The sequence below is a fragment of the Micromonospora sp. DT231 genome, from assembly GCF_049847025.1.
GTDB lineage: Bacteria > Actinomycetota > Actinomycetes > Mycobacteriales > Micromonosporaceae > Micromonospora.
The window spans coordinates 1-23,951 of record NZ_JBNCNO010000005.1 but is presented as its reverse complement, the minus strand read 5'-3'; the positions used below and the strand labels follow the sequence as shown (position 1 = coordinate 23,951).

Here is a 23,951-nt window from a genome sequence, read left to right as displayed (position 1 = left end):
CCGTTCGACACGTGGTCAAGGTCCGATCGACGGTGTTGACTACACGGCGTGCCGGTTCCGACGCGGAGTGGCAGGATGGTGGCAGCTTGTCGTCGTCTGGGGAGGAGGACGCGTGCCAGAGATGATCACGCTTTCGGTCCATCCTGATCGGCCGTCCGCCGATGCGCGGCGCTCGCTGGCATCCTGGCTGCGCGCCGAGGATCGGCTGCGCGACGGGGTGACCTCGACGCCGGCCAGTCAGACGCCGACCGGTCAGACGCCGGCCGGTGAGCCGTCCGCTGGTGAGTCGCCGGCAGACGGCACGGACTCGCTGCGGGTGGCGGTCGACGACGCGGGCGCCGCCATGGTGCTGGTGCAGGCGGTCGCCGGCTGGCTCGTCCACCGCCGCGACGACGTGACGGTGCGGCTCGCCCGGCCCGACGGTTGGACGGCCGAGGTGGACGTACACCGTGCTCGTGACATGGATCAGGTGACCGCGCTCATCGAGGCCGCCGTGCGCGCGCTGGCCGATCGCCAACCGTCTGCCAAGACGAACGACAGCTGAGCTGCCCGACCCGGTCGACCGCACCGCCCGCACCCCAGGGTCGTTCACGGGTCGACGGTCGGCCCGACAGTGCTGGCCGATATCGATCCCTTCGCGGACCTCCGCCAGCCCACTCCGAAGTGGAGTGATGTCGGGTTCTCGACCCAGCGCTACCGCCCGAATCCCCTTGCCCGGACAGTGCACTGCGCCGGAGGAGGTGGGGAAGGTGGGGCAGCCGACGGGCGAGACCGTCATGATCCAGGACTGGTTCAGTGTGCCGCGGGTGTCCGCCGAGAACCGGGCGGCGGTCTACGGCGTGCGTACCCAGGATCCGCGGGTGGAGGTCGTCGCGCTGACCGTGCGGTACTGGATGGACGCGCACGCCACCCGCTCGATGACCCGCGACCGGGTGTTGCAGGCGATGACCGGCCGGATCTCCGCCGACAACGTCTGGGACCTGGTCGCGATGCTGGCGAGGCTCAGGCTGGCCGAGGAGTTCTTCGACCTGGCGGCCTCCGACGTCGACACCGACGGCGAGTTCCGCCGGTTCCTGCTCGGCCTCGACCCCGCGCTGCTCGACGCGATGCGCCACTACGCGGCCTGGAACGGCATCAATCCCAAGCTGTTCCTCGACGGCTTCCTGGTGGGCGTCGGGGAGTCGTTCGCGACGGTGGTGGTCGACCTCGGCAAACTCGTGCAGTTGGTCGGTCGCCTCCAGCAGGAGCAGTTGACCACCCTGATCGTGCTCACCGCGGACCCCCGCGCCGGTCTGCACCGTCTTGCCGAGCAGGCCACCGTCGTCCGCGAGGCGCTGGCCGGCGTCGTTGCCGCGCTGGACCCGAGCACCGTGCCCGAGCGGCTGCTGACGCTCTGGCGCGGCTGGGCGGCGGAATTCGGGCGACACCTGGAGGATCTCGACCCGTTCGCTGCCGGTCGACTGCTCGGCCGGATCGCCGGCGACCTGTTCCAGCTGCTCACCGGCCTGGTCCACCTGGTCCGGCTACTCGGTGGCGTGGCGGTGCGCGCCGCGATCCGGTACGTGCCGCTGTTGATCGTGGGTGCCCGGGAGGCCGCCGCCGAGGTCCGTCTCCTGACCACCCAGATCGCCGCGCTGCTCGTCGCGATCGGCCGGGCGGCACTGCTGGCCACGCCGCAGGTGGGCCTGGCCGTGTTGCGTACCCTGTTTCCGCCGAAGGTGCTCGACGCGTTGTTCCGGCAGGGCCGGACGCTGCTTGTCGACGCCGAGCTGACCCTGACCGTGTTCAACCAGGCCGCGCACGCCGAGGCGTTCGCCGGCGCGGGTGCGGGCGCCCGGCTCAGCGCGCTGATCAGCGCCGACGGCAAGCCGGTCCTGATGGCGTGCATGTCGGAGACGGTGTCGTCGGCCGGTCGCTCGGCCAGCCGAGCAGAGCTGGACCAGGCGCTCGACGAGATCATCAAGCGAGTCGAGGACCTGCGCGAGCTCAAACCGCCCAAGACCCCCCGCGACATCGGGGCCGCCGCGGTGCGGGCCGCCATCGCCCGCCAGCTCGAGCAGCGCCTGACCACCGTGTTCAACCGGGCGTTGCAGACCGCCGCGTACGAGGAGTTCCGCGCGCTGCGCAAGGCCGGGCAGGCGCAACCCTGGCGGCTCGGCCAACAGGTGCACCGCCGGATGGCGGCCGAGACCGCCCAGTTGGTCGCTCGCTCACCGGGGTTGCAGCCGTTCGCGGAGAAGTCGCTCGCCACTGTCGTCGAGGCGGTCCGCGCGGCCAACCCGGAGCTGGCCGCGGCCCTGCGCGGCTCCGACGCGGTGCTCCGGCAGACGGTCACCCAGCTCCTGCTCAGCCACCCGGACCGGGACCTGCTGCTGCGCCTCGTCGGGTTCACCCGGAGCCCGTCCGCGGCCGGCGCGGAGAAGGCGTTGGCCACGCACCTCGCCGAGCGGTTCGGGTGGAAGGCGTCCACGACCGTCGGTGAGCTTCGCAGCGACCTGCTGTTGGTCGACTCCGAGGCGGCCCGGGTCACGAACGTGGACTGGACCGCGTCGACGAAGCTGGAGCGCTTCGAGAAGACGTGGGGCACTGTCGCCGACGATCTCGGCGAGGCGTTCGACGGTCGCTGGGAGGCGATCGCGGACGCCTACCAGCGGGCCAGGAAGGGCGGGGTGCCGGCGGAGGTCGTCGCCGGCCTGGAGGAGCTGACGGCGCACGCCGTGCGGGAGACAGTCGTCCGGCAGGCCGCCCTCAGCCAGTTGTTTCCCGGGTTCTTCGTCACCTCGCACGAGATGACCTACCAGGGCCTGCAAACCCTGTTCAAACTGCCACTCTAGAGGAGCACCGATGGGTGAAGTCGTCGTCGCCGACGCGGATCTGGCGACGCTGGGGTTCAGCACCGCGCACTCCGACCGCTACGTCTACTCCAACTACTTCGTGCCGGTCCAACTCACCTTCGACGACGGCGAGACGCCTCTGCTGCCGTTCTACGTCAAGCAGGCGCTGATCGAGGCGATGCGGTACGGCGGGCTCTCCTCCGACCGGCTGCCGCACCTGCTCAAGGAACTCGGCCTGTCGGGGCTGTGGAAGGCCAACGACATGGACGCCGCGGAGGCGGCGCTGCCGGGGCAGGACTCGGGCATGACCAACCGTGAGCCAGCGGCCCGGCGCCAGAGCCTCCTCGGTGACCAGGAGGCGGAGTTCGTCGCCGGTCTGCTCCAGTCCGACGTGGGCATCGCGTTCCTCGACCGGACCCGGATCCGGCCGGTGGGCTTCGCGCTCGGCGAGCACGTCTACGCGCTGGCGCTCGCGCCCGGCGAGGAGGCGGTGCTGGAACAGCGCACCTACACCAAGCGCGAGCTGACGCTGGAGGAGCAGGACGAGACGGAGAAGCAGACCGACGTCGAGCTGACCAGCGCGCTCACCACGGAACTGCAGGAGGGCTTCGAGCGGCAGAAGTCACTCACCGACACCTGGGGGCTCAACGCCAGCCACACGGGCCAGTACACCAGCCCGACCGGCGTCTGGGGCACCTTCAACGCCAGCCACACGATCGGCTACACGCGCAGCGTGACGGCGGCCAGCCAGGAGACCAGTCGCCGTGCGGTCAAGGACAGTCAGACCGCCACGTCCAAGGTCGCCGCCCGCTACCGCACCCAGCACCGGACCGACTTCAAGCTGGTCAGCGAGACCGGCATGGAGTCGACCTCGAAGCGGACCGTCCGCAATCCCAACCGGGCAACGCCGATCACGCTGCACTACTTCAAGGTGCTGCAGCGGCTGGAGCTGGCCCACGAGCGGTACGGCGCCCGGGTGTGCTGGGCGCCGACGGTGAAGGACCCGGCGCTGGCGTTCGCCAAGAAGATCACCGACGGGCGCCAGCGGATCAGGGACAACGCTCTCGCCGCGCTGCCCACCATGCCGGTCAAGCCGGTGCCCCCGGCGCCCGGCGTGCCGGCCGCCGTGGAGACCCGCACCATCCACTCCCCGGTGGTCACACTCGACAAGTGGGGATTCACCGGCGACATGAGCGCCGACTACGACATCGACGTCGTCTTCGACAGCGGTTGGGAGTGGGACGGCGACATCGAGACCATTCGGCAGAACCTCACCCTGATCACTCGCCGGCCGCCGTCCGGCATCGCGGCTCGGGTGGTCGGCGTTCCGGTGGTCACCGACGCCGACGGTCAGCCGGCGCTGCGGGTACGCATCCACGTCGGCGCGGCCAGCTGGCTCGCCGGGCCCGGCGCCGACGTGCAGCTCGCCGCCACGTTCCGGCGTACCCCGACGCCTGTCGCCGAGAACGCCGACGACGCCGCCTACAACGCGCTGGTCGCGGGCTATCTGACCGACCTGCAGGACTGGCAGGACAGGCGCGACGCGGCGCTGGCGGCAGCCGCGGAGGCCGCGGACGAGTTCGAGGCGCGCCTGCGCAGCGGCTTCTCGCCGGTCAACGAGATGGTCTCGCAGATCGTCGAGGCGCACTTCCCGGCCAGTGTGCGGGACGAGGCGTGGGAGATCGAGTTCTGGCACCGCGTCTTCGACTGGGAGCGCGCCTCGTTCGTGTCGTACCCCGGTTGGTGGTCGGCCGGCGAGGCCCGCGCCCCCGAGCGCGACCCGAGTGACTTCCTCAATGCCAGCTGGGCAAAGCTCTACCTCCCGGTGCGGGCCGGTATGGAGCTGGCGGCGCTGCGGTGGATCTTCGGCAAGGTCGTGGCGACCCGGCTCGCGCCGGCGGTGGAGCAGCAACTGGCCGCGTTCGTCGACGAACTGGGCGCGTTTCGCACCAGCCACCTCGGCACCGGTGACGAGATGCCGGACCTGACCAGCGAGTGCCAGGAGGTGCCGGAGCGGGTCTACTGCCTGGCCAGGTGGGCCGAGCTGATGCCCACCGACGGCACTCACCTGGAGGTCGTGCAGGGTGCGACGACCGCGGCCGACGCGGTGACCAGCAGAGAGATCGCGGACGCGGAGGCTCTGCGGGCGGCGCTGCTCGACGGCGAGCTGCAGACCAACCGGCTCAAGACCAAGGCGTACGACCAGATGACCGAGCCCGCCGACGTCGACATCCGCCTCGGCACGTCGGGTAACAGCATCCCGACGGCGTGACGCAGCGGCAGTTGCCGGCACGGTCCCGCCGGCCCGCCGCCAGCCGAGGAGTCGGCCGGCGGCGGGGCGGGTGGATCGAATACGCCTACCAGGTGGTGAGGCCGAGGCCGATGGTCCTGGTGAGCGTGGCGTTGTCGTCGTCTCCGTCCAGCGACCAGATCATCGCGCCGGCCAGACCGGTCCGGCGGATGTAGAGCGTCTTCTGCAACACGACCGCCGGGTCGTCGTACGTCCAGAACGTCGTACCGTCGAAGAGCCAGGCGTGCCCGGCGCGCAGGTCGCGGTGCACGGTGTAGCCGTTGCCGACCAGGGTCCTGAGCTTCTTGTAGTCCTCGTAGCCGGCCTCGAAGGTGGCCGGTGCGGGCCCGGTGGCCGGCCCGAAGAGGCCGTTGCCGCCGCCGGTGACGCCGGTCCAGCCCCGGCCGTAGTACGGGATGCCGAGGACGAGCTTGTCCCGCGGCGCGCCCCGGGCGATCCAGCCGTCGATGGCCACCTCGACGGAGAAGTCCGGGTTGTCCGGTGATCCCGCCGGTACGCGCAGCGCCGACTGCTGGTTGGCCACCGCCTCCCAGCCGCCGTGGAAGTCGTACCCCTGCACGGTGGCGAAGTCCAGGTACGTGAAGATCTTGCGGCCCTCGTAGCCGGCGTCCATGGTGGCCGGGTTCGCGGGCAGGAACGCGGTCAGCGGGTGGTGCGCCCGGGTCGTGCGCCCGTACGCGTCGAGCTGCCGGCGGAACTCGGCCAGCAGCTTCGTGAAGTTCTCCCGGTCCTCCGGGCGGATGACGTTGCCGGGCTCACCCGCCCAGTTGGGCCACTCCCAGTCCAGGTCGATGCCGTCGAAGACGCCGGCGGCGGCGCCCGGGGCGCCCGGGAGGTTGCCCCTGAGGTAGAGGTCGACGCAGGATGCGACGAACGCCCTGCGGGAGGCGTCGGTGCGGGCGGCGTTCGAGAAGTACGTCGACCAGCTCCAGCCGCCCAGCGAGATCAGCACCTGGAGTTGGGGGTGCTTGGCCTTCAGTTTGGCGAGTTGGCCGAAGTTGCCGTTGAGCGCCTGGCCGGGGGCGTCGGCGACGCCGTCGACGCTCTCCTCGGCGGGGACCGGTCGCTGGTAGTCGGCCCAGGCGTCGCCCTCGCCCGGCCCGCCGTCCAGGTAGCAGCGGCCGTCCTCGCTGACGTTGCCGAAGGCGTAGTTGACGTGGGTGAGGCGGCTCGCCGCCCCGGAGGTGTCGAGCTTCTTGACCGGGAAGGCCCGCCCGTAGATGCCCCACTGGGTGAAGTAGCCGACCCGGTGGTAGCCGGCGCGGCGCTGCTGGTGCTCGGCGGCGCTGGCGGCGGTGGGCGGGCTGGCGGTGATCAGCAGGGTCGCCAGGGCGACGACGGCGGTGAGACGGCGGTGGCGGAGTTGTCGCATCGGCACACTCCCACGTCGGGTGGACGCACAATCAGTAAAGACACTTATCTGATTGATGAAGTTAAGCCGATCACCCTCCACGGTCAAGAGTCAGCCGTCAGCCGACCTGGTCGTTGTCCTTGAGCGAACCCCAACCGTGCCACCTGTCGATCTCGATCAGGGCACTGACCCGGGCGCGCTCGCGCCGCGGGTACGCGTTGCCCGTGTAGTGCAGGGACAACCTGTCGATGTCCGCCAGGTCCTCGTCGGCGCGCAGCTCGGCGACGTGCCCGACGATGCTGACATGGGTGTACCAGCCGGCCTCGTCGAGCACGGTCAGGGACACCCGCGGGTCGTTGCGGATGTGCTCCAACCGGCGGCGGCTCTCGTCCAGGTTCACCAGGATCCGGCCGTCCTCCCACAGGTACCAGGTGGCGGCGGACACCGGCTGACCACCGTTGCGAAGCGTGGTCATCACGGCCGGGTTCGGCTTCCGGAGCATGGCGATCGCGGCCTCGGGAAGCGGTGGCTTGGACATGCAGTCTCCTCGTCGCGTCAACGTTTACCCCTGCACGTTACGCACCCGCGGGCCCGGCCACGCGCGGACCGGCAGGTACATCGCAGGGAGTACCTCGTGCAGCGGATGTGAGATCCACCCGATGGTTCGTACGGTCTGCGGCATGAACGGCACACCTGCTCCGCTGCTCGTCAGCCGCCGCCTCTGGGCCGGGCTGGCCATCGTCCTCGTCGGGCTCGTCTTCAGCCTCGGTTGGTTCTTCGTCCCCCCGCAGGTGTGGCTGGACGACCCTGGTTTCGTCCCGATGCCCGAGGTGCTGCTGGGCTGGTGGGTGATCATCATCGGCCTCGCGCTCATCGCCTGGGCCGTGCGCCGCCGGGTCCGCCGGTGATCAGCCGCCGCCGGGTGCTCGGCTGGCTCGGCGCGGTGGGCGGGCTCGTCGTCGTGCCCGCGGCCGGCTTCGCCGGCTACCTGTACGCGGACTCGGGCCGGAGCAACGTCGGCACGCTGACGTTCCGGAACCGGCTCAGGATCCCGCCGATACTTCCTCCGTCGGTGGCGGCGGACGGGGTTCGGCGATTCCAGCTCACCCTCGCCCCGGGTCGAATCGAGGCGTTGCAGGCCGGGGCGAGTGGGTTTCTCGCCAAGACCGCGAGCCGGGAGGAGCTGTGTCGGGCCGTCCACGTCGTGGCGGAGGGGGAGGCCCTGTTGAGCCCGAGCGTGACCCGCACCGTGATCGCCGAGCTGGCCCGCCGCCCACGCCCGCCGCAGCGCTCACCCGAGCGGTTGGCCCCGTTGACGGCCCGCGAACGAGAGGTGCTGGCCTCGGTCGCCACGGGATCGAGCAACGCGGAGATCGCCGAGGCGTTGCGGATGAGTCCCCTGACGGTGAAGACCCACGTCAGCCGCATCATCACCAAGCTCGGCGTCCGAGACCGCACGCAGCTCGTGGTCCTGGCGTACGAGAGCGGGCTCATCACCCCCGGCGGTTAGTGCGCCACCCGCGTGCGGGCCACCCGCCGCTCCCGGCGAAGATGTGGTGATGACCAACTCCGCACTGCCCAGGCGTGTCGTCGTCACCGGTGCCACCGGCAAGCTCGGCCGTGCCGTGGTCGCCCACCTGCGCGCCGCGGGCGTCGACGTGCTGGCGGTGGACCGTGCCGGCGGCCGTGATCCGCGCGACGTCGACGGCGAGTTCCTCCTGGTCGACCTGACCGACTACGGGCAGGTGGTGGAGGCGTTCACCGGGGGCGCCGACGAGCACGCCGGCGGGGTGGAGGCGATCGTGCACCTGGCGGCGGTGCCGGCCCCCGGGCTGATGTCGAACGCGACCACGTTCGCGAACAACTCCGCCGCCACGTACAACGTCTTCGCCGCGGCCCGGGCGGCCGGGATCAGGCGGGTGGTGTGGGCGTCGAGCGAGACGGTGCTCGGGCTGCCGTTCGACACCCCGCCGCCGTACGCGCCCGTCGACGAGGAGTACGCGCCGCGACCGGAGTCGACGTACTCGCTGAACAAGGTCCTCGAGGAGGAGATGGCGCGGCACTTCTGCCGCTGGGACCCGGAGCTGGTCATGGTGGGTCTGCGCTTCTCCAACGTGATGGACGTCGAGGACTACGCCCCGTTCCCCTCCTTCGACGCCGACCCCCAGGCCCGGCGGTGGAACCTGTGGGGTTACATCGACGCCCGCGACGGCGCCCAGGCGGTCGAGCGCGCGCTCGCCCACGACCGGCCCGGCGCCGACGTGTTCATCATCGCGGGCGTCGACACCGTCATGAGCAGGTCCAGCGCCAGCCTGCTGGCCGAGGTCTACCCGGGCGTCGAGGTCCGCAAGGAGTTGGGCGAGCACGAGACCCTGCTCAGCATCGACAAGGCACGCCGGGTGCTGGGGTACGAGCCGCGGCACTCCTGGCGGGACCACGTGGACCCGGTTCAGCGCGCGGCCTGGTAGGCGCGGCCCACGGCGGTCACCTCGCTGCCGGTGCGGAAGAGCCCGGTCTGGTCCTTGTCGGTGGCCGGCAGGCCGAACCACGCGTACCGGTGCAGCCAGGACAGGCCGCCCAGCATCCGGGTCGCCGCGGTGAGGAACGCGGCCTGCTGTGCCTGGGTCGGAAAGCGAACGCCGTTGGCGAAGTCGATCAGGGCGAACTCGGTGAGCCAGATCGGCAGTTGGTAGCGGTCGTGCACCGCCTGGAGATACGACCTGAGCTGGTTGACCGCGTTGTCCGTGGTGAAGTCGCCGCCGTACCAGTGCAGGGCGATGAAGTCGACCCGGTGACCGCGCTGCTTCGCCCCGGCCAGGAAGCGGTCGAGCCACTCGCCCGGCCGGTCACCGCCCCAGGCCACGGCCGGGCTGCCCAGCGGCAGACCTGTCGCTTCGAGCTGCGGCCACAGCTCCAACGCCTGCTCCACGGTCATCTCCGCCTGACCCTTCAGGTCCGGCTCGTTGAACCCGAGCAGGTAGCGGCCGTTCTGCTTGGCCTTCTGCAGGTTGCCGGCGGTGACGCTCTTCGCCCCCCAGATCATCGGGACGAACTCGGCGGTCTTCGGGCTGGTGACTCCCGGGTGGGCCACGTCCCAGGTGTAGTACCAACTCGCCCCGGAGCTGGCCAGCGCCGCGCTGACCCCGTCGAAGGTCCACACCCCGACACCCTTGCGTTTCGAGGTCACGGCTGTCGCCGCCGGGGCGACCGGACGCCGAGTCGTCGGCGTCGCCGTCGGCCTGGTCGTCGGCGTCGGGGTCAGCCCGGTCGGGCTCGTCGTGGCGGCGGGCGTGGTCGCGGTGGGTGGGCCGGCCTCCGGGGTCGTCGGCTGCGGCGGGTCGAGCGCCTGCGTCGCGGCGGGAGCGGGCGTCGGCCCGGTCGGTTGCACCACGACGATCACCCCGGTCACCAGTACGGCGACCACGGCGGCCACGGCCAGGGGCCACAGCAGACGCCGCACGCCGATCGGAAGCCTCAGGCGTCGGGGCTCCGCGTGGACTCCACGGGACCCTTTCGGGGTGTCCGCTTCACCCGGGCCGGTTGCGCGCATCGTCTCGACTCCTTCGTGTGGTCACATCGCTACTCGACGAAGGACGGTGCCTGATCGCCAGCAGCGCCCCCCTCAGGAGACTCGCCGACCGCTGCGGGATAACGATTTTCTCGGCGGTCCACCCTTCGGGCCCGGGCTGACCCGGCGGCGACCGGTCCGCTCAGCGGCGGAGGGTCGCGGACGGCGACTCGCCGAACCGGCTCCGATACTCGGTCGCGAACCGACCGAGGTGCACGAACCCGTGCCGTAGCGCGACGGTCGTCACCGAGACCCCCGGCTCGGCCGCCCGCAGCGATCGCTGCGCCGCGTCGAGGCGACACGCACGCAGGTACGCCGTCGGGGTGGTCCGCAGCTCCCGCCGGAAGCAGTCCTGCAACGTCCGTACGCTCACCCGCAGCGCCTCCGCGACGTCACCGACGGTCAGCGCCTCGCCGTGGTGGTCGGCGATCAGCGTGCAGGCCCGGCGGACCAGCCGCCCGGGGTTGGCGTGGTGGCCCGGCTCGGCGAGCAGGTCGGAATGGCTGTGCCGGTGGGCCAGCAACAGTTGGCCGATGAGCCCCTGCTCGAAACGGGCGGAGACCTGTGGGTGGTCGAACAGCGACGCGTCCGTCGGCTGTGCCAGCTCGTCGGCGAGGAACGCCACCCCGCGTGCCCACGCCTGCGCCCTCGGCGTGGTCATGGCCATGCCGATGTCCAAGCGGACCGGGTCGTCCACCGGGTGACCCAGCAGGCGGGCGATCTCCCGGTCGACGGAGCGCCGGTCGGCGTAGAAGATCCGGTGTGGGGATCCCTCGGACCACCGCATGTCCGAGGGGTCGTACGGGGACAGGACCGAGGCGACGTCGGGTGTCGAGGTCACCGTGTCTCCGGCGTGCCGGACCTCGGTGCTGCCGGCCTGGGGGATCTGGACGAGGTAGAAGCTCTCCAGGGCGGGCGGTTGGATCCGTACCGCCTGCCCGTAGTCGAGGTCGATGACACCGACCCCGCCGACCCGGTGTGCCGCCATCCGCAACTGGACGGCGTGCACTCCCGTCTGCGGGGTGAGTCGATGCGGACAGAAGACCCGGCCGACCTCGGCGCGGGCCTGGTCGACGTCGTCCGTCCGGACCGTCACCGCATCCATCCGACCCCTCCCGGTCGTCCTGGTGCGCTGACCGTAAGGCGCGACCCGGACGGACCGTGTCGGAAAGCCGTGCACCCGACACGGAACGGTCGGCCGCGCGATGCGGACACACCTCGCGCGCAGCGGATAGCGACAGCCGCGCCCCGCTCGTTAGCGTGCGCTCACCACCGCTGCCGCAGTGGTTCACGCGCTTCGGAGGATGCCATGAGGATCGCCATCGTCGGTGCCGGATTCGCCGGTCTGAGCGCAGCCAAGGTGCTGCGGCAGAGCGGGTTCGACGTCACCGTGTTCGACAGGTCGCCCGATGTCGGTGGGGTGTGGAGTCGCACCCGGCGATATCCCGGTCTGCACACGCAGAACAACAAGGGCACCTATCACCTGTCCGACCTGCCGATGCCCGCCGACTATCCGCAGTGGCCGTCGGGGGAGCAGGTCCAGCGCTACCTCGAGAGCTACGTGGAGAAGTTCGGGCTCGCCGGCGTGCTGCGTCTGTCCACGGAGGTCGCCTCCGCCGAGCTGATCAACGACGACACCGGGTGGCTTGTCACGTCGCGGCCGGCGGGGGCCCAGGACCCGGTGACGGTCCAGCGGTACGACCACCTGATCGTCGCCAACGGCATCTTCTCCGACCCGGTCGTTCCGTCGTACGACGGGCACGCGGCCTTCGCCGCCGCCGGTGGGCGGGTCCTGGCCACGGGGGAGTTCCACGACCTCGAGGCGGCCCGGGGCCGCAACGTCCTCGTCGTCGGGTACGGCAAGTCGTCGTGCGACGTGGCGGTCCCGCTGAGCGACCTCGCCGCCCACACCCACGTGGTGGCCCGGGAGTTGCTCTGGAAGATGCCCCGCAAGCTCGGCGGCGTGCTCAACTACAAGTACCTGCTGCTCAGTCGGATGGGTGAGGCGCTGTTCCGCTACCTCAACCTGAAGGGCTTCGAGCGGTTCCTGCACGGTCCGGGCAACGGCCTACGCCAACGGATGGTCGACAGCGTCGGCTCGGTCGCGACCCGGCAGCTCAAACTGCGTGAGTTGGGTCTGGTGCCCAACGGCAGCTTCGAGGACATCGCCCGCAGCACGGTCAGCCTCGCCACCGAGGGCTTCTTCGAGCGCGTCGCCGACGGCCGCGTCGTCGTGCACCGCGACCAGGTGATCACCGAACTGCTCGTCGACGACGACGGTCGGCCCGCCGCCCGCCTGGCCGACGGCACCGTGCTCCCCGCCGACCTGGTGATCTGCGGCACCGGCTTCCGTCAGCACGTGCCGTTCTTCGACGACGCGCTGCACGCCCGGCTGCAGGACGACGCGGGCAACTTCCAGCTCTACCGCCAGATCCTGCCGCTCGGCGTGCCACGGCTGACGTTCGCCGGCTACAACTCGTCGTTCTTCAGTCCGCTCAGCGCGGAGATGGCGGCGGTGTGGACGGCCGCGTACCTGCGGGGTGGGATCACCCTGCCCGCCGAGGACCGGATGCGCGACGAGGTGCGCACCCGCCTGGCCTGGATGGCGGCGCGCACCAACGGGCGGCACGCCCGCGGGACGAACATCATCCCGTTCTCGATGCACAACATCGACGAGGTGCTCGACGAGGTGGGGCTCAACCTCGGCCCGCTGACCCGCGCCCGGCAGTGGCTGTTCCCCGTCGACCCGCGCTCCTACCGGGGGGTGACGGCACGCATGATCGCCCGTACCGCCGATGGGGGCGCGACGGGCGAGGCCGCACCGGCCGGACCCGTACACGGGGGTATCCGGCAAAATCACGAAGAATCTCACATACCCGGATAAGGTACGCAGAGCAGGAAGCAGGCGGCACGGTCGGCGAGAGGGCCCGGGACGATGGCAGCGGAGCAGGTCGTCGAACACCGTCACCGCCCCGGCGTGCCCGTGCCGGCGGCTGTGGCCGGCTGAGCTGTCCCGCCGTCCGTGCTGACGCGCCCCAGGATCATGCGTGGGCTCGGCGACAGCAGGAGCCCCGACTCGGCGACAGTCCTGGAACTGCTGTTCGACATCGTCTACGTCTTCGCGCTCGCCCGCCTCGCCGGGCGGGTGGCGGACGACCTGACAATCGTCCGGCACACGCTGCTGTCGGAGGCGGGCCAGACGGTCCTGTTCTTCGCGGCGATGTGGATGATCTGGTCGCTCAACGCCCTGCTGGCGAGCACCTACGACCCTCGCCGAGCGGACCTCCAGGCCGTCCTGCTGGTGACGATGTTCGGCACGCTGGTGCTGGCCGTCTCGTTGCCGGAGGCGTTCGGCAGGCGCGGCGTGGTCTTCGCCTGCACGTACGTCATCATCCAGATCGGCCGACCACTCTTCCTGACGCTCGCCCTGCGGGGCCACCCCGGTCGGAGGCTTGCGGCCCGGGTGCTGACCTGGCACACGGCCTCCGCCGTGCTGTGGATCAGTGGCGGCATCAGCGGCGGCCTCGGTCGGGGCGTCTTCTGGACCCTCGCCCTCGCCATCGAGCTGACCGGCACCGCCGCGGCCTGGCCCGTGCCGTGGCTCGGCTCGGGGTGGTTCGGCAGGGCGGGGGTCGCGGTCTCCCACGTCCACCTCGCGGAGCGGTACAACCAGTTCTTCATGATCGCCCTCGCCGAGGTGGTGCTCGAAGCCGGCGCCGCCGTCAGCTTTCCCGGCTTCACGATGGCGGGGATCATCACCCTCGTCGCCGCCTTCGTGACGGCCGTCTCGTTCTGGCGGATCTACTTCTACCACGTCCGGTCCGGTCAGGCCGCGACCCCGGGCGGGCAGGGGATCCAGCTGTCGCGGTGGGCGAGCTACAGCCTGCTGATCATCGTCGGGGGCATCATCTGTACGGCGGTCGGCTTCGGGCAGGTCATCGAGCACCCGCGCCCGCCGATCGACTGGGCCCTGGTCGTCATCATGTTCGGTGGCCCGGTGCTGTTCCTGCTCGGGCGGAGCTTCCTGGAGAAGGAGAGCCGATCCGCGCCACGCTGCCGGATGCTGTACGTCGGTGCGGCGGCGCTGCTCGTTGCGGCGTTACCGATGGTGCTGCTTCCGCCGGTCGCCGTGGCGGCCTCGGCGGCGGTGATCCTGGCCGGCATCGCCGTGTTCGACCAGCGCGCCCACCGGCGTGGGTCGGAGACCAATCCGACGTTGTGACACACCGTTGCGGCCCGACGGCTGGCGCGCGTATGGTGCTCTGGCACGCCGTCGAGCTGGAAGGAGGTCAGAACAATGTCCGATGTTCTGCGCCCCCTCCGCGCTCCGGCGTCCGCGCGGATCTGATCCGGGGCGCGCGCTTCCCGGAGGCCCCACCCATGACCGATCTGGTCATCCGTCCGCTCGTCGCGGGCGAGGAAAACCTGTTCGACTCCATGCCTGATCCGCTGCCCCAACTGCGCCAGGTCGCCTACGCCGACGGAATCGCCGGCGGCGGCTACCGGCCCGAGACCACCTGGGTCGCCCTGCGCGCCGGCCGGGTGGTCGGCCGGGCCGCCTGGTTGCAACCGCCGGGCGCCGTCGGAGCGCCCTGGCTGGACCGGTTCGACCTGGACGCCGAGCCGGAGGTGGGTGCCGAGTTGCTGCACGCCGCCCACGATGCGCTCGGTGGTCCCGGCCTGTACTACGCCGCGCTGCCGGCGCACTGGCGGCGTCGCGCGGAGGTGCTGGCCGTGGTGCGGGCGCCGATGGAGGCCGCCCGGCTCGCCGGGCTCGTCGAGCGGGGGGAGCGGCTCAGGTGTTCCTGGGCGGGCACCCCGCTGCCCGCGTCCTCCGGGCGCTACGACTTCCGGCGGCCCACCGACGTGGCGGAGATCAATGCCCTGGTGGGCCGGATCGCCGAGCCGGACGTGCTGACCGGCGTCGAGATCGCGCGGGCGGTCGCCGGCGTCGACCTGGCCACCGACCCGCTGGCCTGGCTCGGCGACGCGACCGAGGAATGGCGCGTCGCCCTGGATGCGGGGGAGCCGGTGGGTCTGGTCGGCACGGCCGGAGACGCCTGCTACCCGCTGCTGGCCTATCTCGGCCTGCTCGACGAGGCGGCCCGACCCGAGTTGCTGGCCGAGGCGGTCCGGGTGCTGGCCGCCGGCGGGGCCCGGGAGGTCATCGCCGACGTGGACTCCCACCAGGTCGCGGTGCTCGCGGAACTGGAACGGACCGGGTTCCGGCAGTTGCGCGCCCGGGTCGTCTTCGCGCCGGGGGACGCTCAGGAATAGCTGACCGGGGTGCGCCCTGTCACCGGGGCGCACCCCTCGGCACAGCCCGACCCGCACTCCTGTCAGCATCGGCGCATGCCGGAGATCATCGCCCTCGCCCTCGGTGGGTCGGCGCTGGTCGTGGCGCTGGTCGCCGGGCTGTATCTCTGGCCGCCGCGCCGCCGTGGACTACGCGTCGCACCGTCCGAACCGCTCGACTTCGACACCGCCACCCGCGCCGCCGAGGCCGTCATCGCGGCCGAGGCGGCGGACCCGGCGATCCGGCCGGAATCGCGCAGCCGCCTGCTGAGCCACGGCTCCCGTACCGGCCGGGTCGTCCTGCTGCTGCACGGATACACCCTCGCGCCCGAGCAGTACGACGGGCTGGCCGAGGAGTTCTTCGACCGCGGGTACACCGTCTGGATCCCCCGGGCTCCCCACCACGGGACCGTCGACGAGCGGGCCCACCACCGGGTCGAGGCCGAGGAGCTGACGACGTACGCCGCGCGGGCGCTGGCCGTGGCGGCGGGCCTCGGCGACGAGGTGGGCGTCGTCGGGATCTCCGGCGGCGCGGTGCTGGCCGCCTGGCTGGCCCAGGTGCCCGGCGACCTCGTACGGCATCTGCTGTTGCTCTCGCCGTTCTTCGGCCCGGATCCGCGCCAGGCGCCGGCCTTCGCGGTCCGACCGCTCGTCACCCTGTACGGGCGGCGCATCCTCCCGGATCGCATCACGTCACGCGGCTACTCGCTCTCCGCCGTCACCCAGTACCTGACGATCGCGCGGAGCCTGCCGAAGCCGTCGCGCCGGACCGGTCTCCGGACCGCCGCGGTCGCCATCAGCCCGCTCGACGGCGTGGTGGACCTCGCCACGGCGGTGACCGTGCCCCGCCGGATCGCCGACGCGAACGCGATCCCGCTGCGGGTCTGCACCCTGCCCGAGGCGTGGGGCGTCGGCCACAACATCCTCAACCTCGCCGCGCTCGGCGCGCAGGCGTCCGAGCTGCGTCGGCGGTACGTGGCGCTCTACGAGGGCGATCCGACGCCGACGCCGGGGCTGAGCCGGGTGGCCGGCGTCGACGAGTGAGGTGGGCCGCGCGCCGCGTCGGCGTCTAAACTGCGCCCGTGTCGTGCCACGAGTGGGCGCGGCGCCCCGGTCCGGCACTGCGCACCTGCTATTGACCGGGCAGAATGTTAGCGCTAACGTGCCGCGGCACCGCGTCGCGCCGCGTCGGATGCCACCCCCACCCGAAAGGCGTCACCTGCAATGAGTACGGCCGGATCCACCGACTTGCGCGCCGCAGTCCTCGCCGCGAACCGCCTCATCGCCCAGGCCGGCCTGGCCGAGCTGACGTGGGGCAACGTGAGCGGGGTCGACCGCGAGGCGGGCATCTATGTCATCAAGCCCTCCGGCGTGGCGTACCAGGATCTCACCGCCGACCTTCTGGTCCCGGTGGATCTGGAGACCGGGCAGGTCGTCGCCGGAGAGCTGCGGCCCTCCGTCGACAGCGAGACCCATCGCGCGTTCTACCTGCACTGGCCGTCCGTCGGCGGGGTGACCCACACCCACTCGACGCACGCCGTGGCCTTCGCCCAGGCCGGGCGGGACGTGCCGGTGCTCGGCACCACGCATGCCGACACCTTCGCCGGTCCGATCCGGGTGACCCGCGACCTGACCGCCGACGAGTGCGCCCACGACTACGAGTTCAACACGGCTCGGGCGATCATCGAGCTGATCGGGGGAGAGGCCGAGGCGCTGGCCAACCCCGTCGCCCTCGCCGCCAACCACGGCCCCTTCACCTGGGCGAAGGACCCGCTCAAGTCGGTGGAGAACGCGATCGTCTGCGAGGCGGTCGCGGAGATGGCCCTGAAGACGCTGTCGCTGAACCCGGCGGCGGCCGCGCCACAGTGGCTGCTGGACCGCCACTTCACCCGTAAGCACGGCGCCGGCGCCTACTACGGCAACCAGCTTCCGGAGCAGAGCCGGCCGTGACCGTCGCCGTCCGGTGACACCGGTACGGGCGCTGCGCGCGCGGCGCCCGTACCGGTGGTCCGCAGGGGCACTCACGTCGTGGGCTGGGTGGTCCCGTTGAACACCGGCGGGGTGTAACCCGCCGGCTTGTCGCCGATGCCGAGGCCGGGGCTCACCACCCAGGACTGGTACTGCGGCGTGAACATGCCGTACGGCAGCCCGAGGTCCGGAGCGCTGGCCTCGTCGAGCCGGCGACGGGCGTCGGCCGGGATCTCGAAGTCGAGCGCGCCGACGTTGCTGGCGAGCTGCTCGGGGCTGCTCGCCCCGACGATCACCGAGGCCACGGCGGGCTGGGTGGCCACCCAGTTGATCGCGACCTGGGCCATGCTGCGGCCCAGGTCGTCGGCCACGCTCTCCAGCGCCTCGATCACCCTCCAGTCGCCGGGGTTGATCTCCCGACCCGCGGCGTCGGGGTTCGTCAACCTGCCGGTCCCGCTCAGGCCCTCACCGGTCCGTCGGTACTTGCCGCTGAGCAGCCCGCCGCCGATCGGGCTCCACGCGGTGAGCCCCATCCCCAGGCTCTGCGCCATCGACACGAACTCGGCCTCGATGCCCCGTGTCACCAGGGAGTACGGAAGCTGCACATTGATCATCGGGGCCAGCCCGTGTGCCTCGGCGTAGCTCTGCGCCCGGGCCGCGTACCAGGCCGGTACGTCGGAGAGGCCGGCATACCGGATCTTGCCGGCGCGCACCAGGTCGTCGAGGGTGTGCACGACCTCCTCGACCGGCGTGATCCGGTCCCAGGTGTGCACCAGGTACAGGTCGATGTAGTCGGTGCCGAGCCGGCTCAGCGAGCCTTCCACGGCCCGCACGAGGTGCTTGCGGCCATTGCCGCTGGCGTTCGGGTCGGTCGGGTCGACGGTGTTGGTGGCCTTGCTGGTGAGCACGAGCCGTTCGCGGACGCCGGCCCGGTCGATCAGGCGGCCGAGGATTCGCTCGCTCTCTCCGGCGGTGTAGAAGTCCGCCGTGTCGATGAGGTTGCCGCCCGCTTCCAGGTATTGGCGGAAGATCGGCTCCGCCTCCTCCTCGGTCTTGCCGTACGCGGCGTGGAACCCGTCGACACCGAAGTTCATGGTGCCCAGCGCCAGCCGGCTCACCCGCAGGCCGGACCGCCCGAGCAGGTAGTAGTGGTTCACGGTGGTGCCCCTCCCGATCGTGGTGTCGGCCCGGATCGGACCGCGCCGCAAACCTTTGCTCGCCAAATTTGGACCTGCAAGTCCAGAAAATTGGATAGGGTTGGGTCCGCAGGTCCAGACCAGGAGGTCTCATGACACGGGCATTGACCCGCAAGGGCGAGGCCACCCGGGCGCGGATCGTCACCGGCGCCGCCGCCGAGATCCGCGAGCGCGGCGTCGACGAGGTACGCCTCGAGGACGTGCTGGCCCGCACCGGCACCAGCAAGGGGCAGCTCTTCCACTACTTCCCCGACGGCAAGGAGGAGTTGCTGCTCGCGGTGGCCCAGCACGAGGCCGACCAGGTGCTCACCGACCAGGAGCCGATGCTCAGCAACCTCACCTCCTGGCCGGCCTGGCTGGCGTGGCGCGACCGGCTCATCGAGCGCTACCTCGCCCAGGGCGTGAAGTGCCCGCTCAACGGGCTGCTCGGCCAGACCGGCCGGCGCGCACCGGGCGCGCAGGCGATCGTGACCGGGCTCATGTGGCGCTGGCAGGAAGCGATCACCGAGGGAATCCGGAACCTGCAGTCGACCGGGGACATCGCCGCGGACGTGGACGCCGAGCGCGCCGCCGCGGCGCTGCTGGCCGGAATCCAGGGTGGCGTCCTGCTGCTGCTCTCCACCGGCAAGATCGATCATCTGGAGGCGGTCCTCGACCTCACCATCGACTCGCTGCGGGCGAGCGCCCGGACGTAGGAGGGTGAGGCAATGACGGACGACATGCGCCCACCGTTGGTGCTGCTGCACGGCCTCACCTTCGACACGCGGCAGTGGGACCCGGTCCGCCGCGAGCTGGCGGCGATCGAACCGGCCCGGCCGGTCCTCGCGCTGAACCTTCCCGGGCACGGCGACGCACCCCGGCTGCCGTCGTACGACATGGCGGAGGTGGCCGACGTCGTACACGAGCAGGTGACCGGGGCGGGTCTCGCCCAGCCGATCGTGGTGGGACATTCCGTCGGCGCGGTGGTCGCCACCGCGTACGCGGCCCGCCACCCCGTGCGCGGCGTGGTGAATCTGGACCAGATCCTGCTGCCCGGCCCGTTCGGTGCGGCCGTACGCCAGGCCGAGCCCACGCTGCGCGGCCCGGACTGGCGACGGGTGTGGGACGGCATGCTCGCCGGGATGGGCATCGAGGCCCTGCCGGCCGAGGCGCGCGAGATCGTGACCACCGCGACCGATCCCCGGCCGGACCTGCTGCTGGGTTACTGGGGCGAGATCCTGCGCGGGTCCGACGAGGGGATCTCCGCCGAGCGGCAGCGTGATCTGCGGTCCATCGGCGAGCGGGGGATCCCCTACCGCTGGGTGACCTCCTCCGCGCCGCCGCCCCGCTATCTGACCTGGCTGACGGAAACCCTGCCGGAGGTCATGGTGACAGTGCTCCCCGGTAGCCACTTCCCGCACCTGGCGGAGCCGGCGACGATCGCCCGGCTACTGACGACCGCCTGAGGACGAAGGCGCATCGGCCGAAACAGGGACAGCACCGCTGGACGGCAGGCGGGGCCTGGTCCGTTGGCGTGAGTTAACCTCGATCCGAGTTGCCAGAGATCGGAGCAGCGTGGCAGGTGACGACGACATCTCCGGGTGAGCACCCGGACCGGCCGCCGACGGGCGCGTGATCGCGCCGCCGTCGCCGCGGCCCCTGTCGTCATGTCCGCTCCCGCCGGGCCACCCGTGTGCGCCCGGATCTCTGTTCCCCGAGGTCCCATGTCTGTTCGACCTGCTCTCATCGCCCACGACCTGGTGCGGATCCGTGGTACCCGCCGGGTGCTCGACGGTGTCTCGCTGACCGCCGCGCCCGGTCGCCGGATCGGCCTCATCGGCGAGAACGGCACCGGCAAGACGACCCTGTTGCGGGTCCTGGCCGGCGTCGACCAACCCGACTCCGGCACCGTCGTACGCCCACCGGGCCTCGGCTTCCTGCACCAGGAGCTGCCTTTCGTCCCGTCCGCGACCGTCGCTGGGATCCTCGACGACGCGCTCCGCGAGGCCCGGTCCGACCTCGCCGAGTTGGAGCGGATCGGTGTGGCGCTCACCGACTCGCCGGAGGGCACCGAGGAGCACGACCGGCTGCTGACCGCGTACACGGAAGTCCTGGAGCGGGCGCAGGACCGCGACGCCTGGGATGTCGACCGGCGCGCCCAGCTGGTGCTCGCCGGCCTCGGCCTCGGCGGGATACCTCACGACCGGACCCTGGCCGCGCTCTCCGGTGGGCAACGTGGCCGCCTCGCCCTCGCGGCGATGCTGATCCGCCGGCCGGACGCGCTGTTGCTCGACGAGCCCACCAACCACCTCGACGACACGGCCGCCGCGTTCTGCGAGGACCAGCTCCGCGCCATGCCCGGAGTGGTCGTGGTCGCCAGTCACGACCGCGCCTTTCTGGACGCGGTATGCACCGACATCATCGATCTGGACCCGGCGGTGGACGGGCCGGTCCGCCACGGTGGTGGCTACACCTCCTACCTGGCGTCCAAGCACGCCGAGGCACGACGCTGGCGCCGACGCTACGAGGACGAGCAGGCGCTCCTCACCGAGCTGCGCGAGACCGCTGCCGTGACCGGGCAGCAGGTCGCCCACGGCCGGGGTCCACGCGACAGCGAGAAGATGGGGTACGGGCACACCGCCGGTCGCGTACAGAACCAGATCTCCCGCCGTGTACGCGACGCCACCCGTCGACTGGCGGCGCTGGAACGCGAACAGGTCCTCGCGCCGCCCGAGCCGCTGCGTTTCCACGCCCCGGTCATCGCCCCCGGGGACGGCACCGACGCCATCGTCACGGCAGACCGGTTGGAGGTTCCCGGCCGACTGCGGCTGGCACACCTGGAGATCATGGCCCGGGACCGGCTCCTGGTGAGTGGCCCCAACGGCGTGGGCAAGTCGACTCTGCTCGCCGTCATCGCCGGCTGCCTGACCCACGGCGGAGCCGTCTGGCGGCGACCGGATCTTCGTATCGGATTGCTCAGCCAGGACAGCATCTTCGCGGATGCGCGGCGGACGGCCCGGCAGGTCTTCGACGCGGCGGTCGGGACAGAACGGGCCGAAGCGGCGCCGCTGTCGGCGCTCGGGCTGCTCGCGTCGGCGGACCTCGACCGTCCGGTAGCCGAACTGTCGGCCGGGCAGCGTCGTCGCCTCGGTCTGGCGGTGGTCGTCGCCAACCCGCCGGAACTGCTGTTGCTGGACGAGCCGACCAACCACCTCTCGCCGCGGCTCTGCGACGAGCTGGAGGAAGCCCTCGGCACCGGACCGGGTGCCATCGTCGTCGCCAGCCACGATCGGCGGCTCCGGTCCCGATGGTCGGGCCGGGAGGTGACCCTCGCTGCCGGGAACGCGCTGCCGCCGACGTTTGCACAGGACCGCTCCGCTGATCGTCGGCGGGGGTGAACGGTGGCGTCGACCCACGTCGTCGCGCTGCCGAGCAGCCATCACGGCCGGTCCAACCGTCCAAGCCCGGCGAGGTCGGCGTCTCCCGTCCGGACGACCGCCGAGGCCAACGCCGTGGTCGCGGGGTGGGTTCCAACCCGCTGCTCGGCGGTGGCGATGCGGATCGCCTGGTCCAGGTGTGCCCGTACGTGCTGGCTGGCCCGCCGCTGAAACGCGGCCCCGGTGGCCGACCGCAACGCGGCCAACTCCTCGTCGGTGACCATGCCCGGCATGTCGTGGCCCTCGTGCGGGTTCGTCGCCGGGGCGCCGGACTCGGCGAGCAGCCGTCGCGCCGTGCGCAGATCGGCGCGATGCGCTGTGCCGAGCTGAGCGGTGAACGTCAGCCACGCCGAGTCGGTGGTCCGGCTCGACACCAGGTCCAGCACCGGCAGGAGGCGTTCGTTCATCGCCACCGTCAGTTGGAGCCACGCGACGTCGGTGGCGCTGAACGGGTCCGCCGAGCCGCTCGGCGAAGCCGACCCGACCGGTGCGGCGGTAGCGGTCGTAGCGGTGGACGGCGCCGTGGTGGATGACTCGGTGGCCGCGCTCGCGGCGGTCGATGTCGCGGGCTCGGTCGGTGACCCGCTTGTGCACGCGGCGAGGAGCAGCAGCGCCGCGAGGAACAGGCAACCGGGCGTACGCACGGGGGTTCTGCTCATCCGGCCTCCTCTCGCCCGGGACGGCGGATCCGGCATGACCGGACCCGCCGCCGCGGGTGCGACTGTCGGCTCAGAGCGGACGCCCGTCGGCACCGCACTTGATGACGGGACGGATGCAGTCCTGGACCCGCCGGGCCATCTCCGCGACCGGCCAGGCGTTGAAGAAGTCGCCGTGCATCGTGTAGCCGGGCCCGGAGGCCAGCCGGAACCGCGACGGGTCACCGTTGACCGGGTACCGCAGCACCTGCCGCAACTTCGGCACGTGCACCGGGTGGGTGCTCGGGCAGGCCTGGTTCACCGGGTACGCCAGGTGGCTCTTGTGGTCCGGCGAGTCCAGGTCGCGGCCGTTCCAGCACTGCGGGAAATCCAGGTACGACTCCAGCATCGTGCCGGACGGGCAGGTGACGAAGTTCTTCGACGGCGGCACCTGTCCCGCGTGCAGACACGACCACCGGGCGATGCTGTCGTTCGACCCGGTGGCCTTCGCGTTGCCGGCGACGAGTCGCAACCCGAGCGGGAACGGCTGGGTATTCGCGACGACGTCGGCGCGTACGCCCTCGCCCAGGTAGTAGAACGTGGCGATCGCCGGCTCCACCGGCACGTCGTCGCGGTAGAGGGTCGGCACCCAGTAGGACGAGACGTCCACCCGCGGGTTGCAGGTGCTTTGGGAGTTGACCAGGTCGGACACCGTGGTGTTGGCGTTCGTCACCGTGCTGCCGAAGAAGCTGTGCATGTGCGACGCCCCGGGCAGGCCCGGGAAGACGATCGGGTCGTCCGGCAGCCGGTGGCTGTAGGTGCAGTCGGCGGGGAACTCGGCCACCCGGATGGCGTTGGCGCCGAAGTCAGCGCCGGCTCCGCCGGGGGCGGCGTCGGCCCGGTTGGTGGTGGACACCAGGTACGTGCCGAGTAGCAGTAGCAGTGCGCCGATCGCCGTGGCGAGGCGCAGTCGGCGGGGGATGCCGGAGAGGGGTGCGGCCCTGTCCATCGTGACTCCTGTCGGGGACGGGTCAGGCACAGCTCCGGTGCCGCCGCCGAAGGCATCGGAGTTGTGCCTGGCCAGACTGGGTGGTGGCCGGTTGGGGCCGGTGCGAGAGAGCGCTCTCACTGCCCCTCAGCCTCATGCCGAAGTCGACAATTGTCAATACGTGCCGCAGTTGGTGGAAAAGTCGACGAAGGGCCGGACCCCGTGGTGGGGTCCGGCCCTTGCGGTGGTGCGGTGGTGCGTCCTTGCCGTGGTGCGGTCTTGCCGTGGTGCGGCCTTGCCGTGGTGCGGTGCTGCGGTGGTGCGGCCTTGCCGTGGTGTGGGTCAGCTGGTGGCGTAGCCGCGGGTGGCGATCCAGTCGGCGAGGTGCT

Annotated in this window: 21 protein-coding genes; 14 read left to right on the top strand and 7 right to left on the bottom strand. The window is 71.5% G+C overall.

Going from position 1 to position 23,951, the window contains the following annotated elements:
* Positions 1–121 precede the first annotated feature (121 nt).
* The 3 genes from ACPXBU_RS14540 (at position 122) to ACPXBU_RS14530 (ending at position 5,106) form a co-directional block, all read left to right on the top strand.
* A complete protein-coding gene (locus ACPXBU_RS14540) occupies positions 122–544 on the top strand; it encodes an effector-associated constant component EACC1 (protein ID WP_425758759.1) in 423 nt (140 codons plus the stop codon).
* 205 nt (positions 545–749) lie between these two features.
* Complete coding sequence (locus ACPXBU_RS14535; RefSeq protein WP_425758395.1) at positions 750–2,834, top strand: hypothetical protein; 2,085 nt, start codon at positions 750–752, stop codon at positions 2,832–2,834.
* Positions 2,835–2,844: 10 nt separating this feature from the next.
* Positions 2,845–5,106 carry a hypothetical protein gene (locus ACPXBU_RS14530; RefSeq protein WP_425758394.1) on the top strand — a complete coding sequence of 754 codons (2,262 nt, stop codon included), beginning with the start codon at positions 2,845–2,847 and terminating at the stop codon, positions 5,104–5,106.
* An 85-nt stretch (positions 5,107–5,191) separates the two neighbouring features.
* Here ACPXBU_RS14530 and ACPXBU_RS14525 read toward each other — a convergent pair whose 3' ends face one another.
* The gene (locus ACPXBU_RS14525) at positions 5,192–6,517 is read right to left on the bottom strand and encodes a glycoside hydrolase family 18 protein (protein ID WP_425758393.1); all 1,326 of its coding nucleotides are present in this window, start codon (positions 6,515–6,517) and stop codon (positions 5,192–5,194) included.
* Positions 6,518–6,614: 97 nt separating this feature from the next.
* On the bottom strand, positions 6,615–7,034 hold the full coding sequence (locus ACPXBU_RS14520; RefSeq protein WP_393360932.1) for a PPOX class F420-dependent oxidoreductase: 420 nt from the start codon (positions 7,032–7,034) through the stop codon (positions 6,615–6,617).
* Between the two features lie 142 nt (positions 7,035–7,176).
* Here ACPXBU_RS14520 and ACPXBU_RS14515 point away from each other — a divergent pair, with 142 nt between their 5' ends.
* The 3 genes from ACPXBU_RS14515 to ACPXBU_RS14505 are packed head-to-tail and all read left to right on the top strand — an operon-like array spanning position 7,177 to position 8,964.
* Positions 7,177–7,404, top strand: coding sequence for a hypothetical protein (locus ACPXBU_RS14515; protein ID WP_425758392.1), 228 nt, complete (start codon positions 7,177–7,179; stop codon positions 7,402–7,404).
* Positions 7,401–8,006 (top strand): DNA-binding response regulator, encoded by a 606-nt coding sequence (locus tag ACPXBU_RS14510; RefSeq protein ID WP_425758391.1) that lies wholly within the window; start codon positions 7,401–7,403, stop codon positions 8,004–8,006. Before ACPXBU_RS14515 ends, ACPXBU_RS14510 begins: the two co-directional genes overlap by 4 nt.
* Positions 8,007–8,055: 49 nt before the next feature.
* Positions 8,056–8,964, top strand: a complete 909-nt coding sequence (locus tag ACPXBU_RS14505; protein WP_393360924.1) for an NAD-dependent epimerase/dehydratase family protein — start codon at positions 8,056–8,058, stop codon at positions 8,962–8,964.
* Here ACPXBU_RS14505 and ACPXBU_RS14500 read toward each other — a convergent pair.
* Both ACPXBU_RS14500 and ACPXBU_RS14495 read right to left on the bottom strand, forming a co-directional pair.
* On the bottom strand, positions 8,946–9,956 hold the full coding sequence (locus tag ACPXBU_RS14500) for a glycoside hydrolase family protein (RefSeq protein WP_425758390.1): 1,011 nt from the start codon (positions 9,954–9,956) through the stop codon (positions 8,946–8,948). The two genes, ACPXBU_RS14505 and ACPXBU_RS14500, sit on opposite strands and share 19 nt — an antisense overlap.
* A gap of 250 nt (positions 9,957–10,206) precedes the next feature.
* Positions 10,207–11,160, bottom strand: coding sequence for an AraC family transcriptional regulator (locus ACPXBU_RS14495; protein WP_425758389.1), 954 nt, complete (start codon positions 11,158–11,160; stop codon positions 10,207–10,209).
* Positions 11,161–11,373: 213 nt separating this feature from the next.
* Between ACPXBU_RS14495 and ACPXBU_RS14490 the strand changes: the two genes are divergently transcribed.
* From ACPXBU_RS14490 to araD, 5 genes are all read left to right on the top strand, one after another.
* Positions 11,374–12,948, top strand: coding sequence for a flavin-containing monooxygenase (locus tag ACPXBU_RS14490; protein ID WP_425758388.1), 1,575 nt, complete (start codon positions 11,374–11,376; stop codon positions 12,946–12,948).
* Between the two features lie 138 nt (positions 12,949–13,086).
* Positions 13,087–14,286, top strand: coding sequence for a low temperature requirement protein A (locus ACPXBU_RS14485; protein ID WP_425758387.1), 1,200 nt, complete (start codon positions 13,087–13,089; stop codon positions 14,284–14,286).
* 158 nt (positions 14,287–14,444) lie between these two features.
* On the top strand, positions 14,445–15,341 hold the full coding sequence (locus tag ACPXBU_RS14480; protein WP_425758386.1) for an acetyltransferase: 897 nt from the start codon (positions 14,445–14,447) through the stop codon (positions 15,339–15,341).
* A gap of 75 nt (positions 15,342–15,416) precedes the next feature.
* Positions 15,417–16,403 (top strand): alpha/beta hydrolase, encoded by a 987-nt coding sequence (locus tag ACPXBU_RS14475; RefSeq protein WP_425758385.1) that lies wholly within the window; start codon positions 15,417–15,419, stop codon positions 16,401–16,403.
* Positions 16,404–16,583: 180 nt separating this feature from the next.
* Positions 16,584–17,309: an L-ribulose-5-phosphate 4-epimerase AraD gene (gene araD, locus ACPXBU_RS14470; protein WP_393360904.1), complete on the top strand. Its 726-nt coding sequence runs from the start codon at positions 16,584–16,586 to the stop codon at positions 17,307–17,309.
* 71 nt (positions 17,310–17,380) lie between these two features.
* Here the strand turns inward: araD and ACPXBU_RS14465 are convergent, their stop codons facing one another.
* Positions 17,381–18,484 (bottom strand): aldo/keto reductase, encoded by a 1,104-nt coding sequence (locus tag ACPXBU_RS14465; protein ID WP_393360901.1) that lies wholly within the window; start codon positions 18,482–18,484, stop codon positions 17,381–17,383.
* A gap of 131 nt (positions 18,485–18,615) precedes the next feature.
* On the opposite strand from ACPXBU_RS14465, the gene ACPXBU_RS14460 reads away from it, so the two are divergent.
* From ACPXBU_RS14460 to ACPXBU_RS14450, 3 genes are all read left to right on the top strand, one after another.
* Positions 18,616–19,218 carry a TetR/AcrR family transcriptional regulator gene (locus ACPXBU_RS14460; protein ID WP_425758384.1) on the top strand — a complete coding sequence of 201 codons (603 nt, stop codon included), beginning with the start codon at positions 18,616–18,618 and terminating at the stop codon, positions 19,216–19,218.
* Positions 19,219–19,230: 12 nt separating this feature from the next.
* A complete protein-coding gene (locus ACPXBU_RS14455; protein WP_425758383.1) occupies positions 19,231–19,968 on the top strand; it encodes an alpha/beta fold hydrolase in 738 nt (245 codons plus the stop codon).
* A 258-nt stretch (positions 19,969–20,226) separates the two neighbouring features.
* Positions 20,227–21,900, top strand: a complete 1,674-nt coding sequence (locus ACPXBU_RS14450; RefSeq protein WP_425758382.1) for an ABC-F family ATP-binding cassette domain-containing protein — start codon at positions 20,227–20,229, stop codon at positions 21,898–21,900.
* 41 nt (positions 21,901–21,941) lie between these two features.
* On the opposite strand, the gene ACPXBU_RS14445 is transcribed toward ACPXBU_RS14450, so the two are convergent.
* Together ACPXBU_RS14445 and ACPXBU_RS14440 are read right to left on the bottom strand one after the other, a co-directional pair.
* The gene (locus ACPXBU_RS14445) at positions 21,942–22,598 is read right to left on the bottom strand and encodes a DUF305 domain-containing protein (RefSeq protein WP_425758381.1); all 657 of its coding nucleotides are present in this window, start codon (positions 22,596–22,598) and stop codon (positions 21,942–21,944) included.
* Between the two features lie 70 nt (positions 22,599–22,668).
* A complete protein-coding gene (locus ACPXBU_RS14440; RefSeq protein WP_425758380.1) occupies positions 22,669–23,583 on the bottom strand; it encodes a DUF1996 domain-containing protein in 915 nt (304 codons plus the stop codon).
* Positions 23,584–23,951: the final 368 nt, after the last annotated feature.

Bases quoted from the DNA above. Each gene is read 5' to 3' on its own strand.
- ACPXBU_RS14540 (WP_425758759.1), top strand. From the start codon at position 122: ATGATCACGCTTTCGGTCCATCCTGATCGGCCGTCCGCCGATGCGCGG.
- ACPXBU_RS14530 (WP_425758394.1), top strand. From the start codon at position 2,845: ATGGGTGAAGTCGTCGTCGCCGACGCGGATCTGGCGACGCTGGGGTTC.
- ACPXBU_RS14525 (WP_425758393.1), bottom strand. From the start codon at position 6,517: ATGCGACAACTCCGCCACCGCCGTCTCACCGCCGTCGTCGCCCTGGCG.
- ACPXBU_RS14520 (WP_393360932.1), bottom strand. From the start codon at position 7,034: ATGTCCAAGCCACCGCTTCCCGAGGCCGCGATCGCCATGCTCCGGAAG.
- ACPXBU_RS14515 (WP_425758392.1), top strand. From the start codon at position 7,177: ATGAACGGCACACCTGCTCCGCTGCTCGTCAGCCGCCGCCTCTGGGCC.
- ACPXBU_RS14505 (WP_393360924.1), top strand. From the start codon at position 8,056: ATGACCAACTCCGCACTGCCCAGGCGTGTCGTCGTCACCGGTGCCACC.
- ACPXBU_RS14490 (WP_425758388.1), top strand. From the start codon at position 11,374: ATGAGGATCGCCATCGTCGGTGCCGGATTCGCCGGTCTGAGCGCAGCC.
- ACPXBU_RS14480 (WP_425758386.1), top strand. From the start codon at position 14,445: ATGACCGATCTGGTCATCCGTCCGCTCGTCGCGGGCGAGGAAAACCTG.
- ACPXBU_RS14475 (WP_425758385.1), top strand. From the start codon at position 15,417: ATGCCGGAGATCATCGCCCTCGCCCTCGGTGGGTCGGCGCTGGTCGTG.
- araD (WP_393360904.1), top strand. From the start codon at position 16,584: ATGAGTACGGCCGGATCCACCGACTTGCGCGCCGCAGTCCTCGCCGCG.
- ACPXBU_RS14460 (WP_425758384.1), top strand. From the start codon at position 18,616: ATGACACGGGCATTGACCCGCAAGGGCGAGGCCACCCGGGCGCGGATC.
- ACPXBU_RS14455 (WP_425758383.1), top strand. From the start codon at position 19,231: ATGACGGACGACATGCGCCCACCGTTGGTGCTGCTGCACGGCCTCACC.
- ACPXBU_RS14450 (WP_425758382.1), top strand. From the start codon at position 20,227: ATGTCTGTTCGACCTGCTCTCATCGCCCACGACCTGGTGCGGATCCGT.
- ACPXBU_RS14445 (WP_425758381.1), bottom strand. From the start codon at position 22,598: ATGAGCAGAACCCCCGTGCGTACGCCCGGTTGCCTGTTCCTCGCGGCG.
- ACPXBU_RS14440 (WP_425758380.1), bottom strand. From the start codon at position 23,583: ATGGACAGGGCCGCACCCCTCTCCGGCATCCCCCGCCGACTGCGCCTC.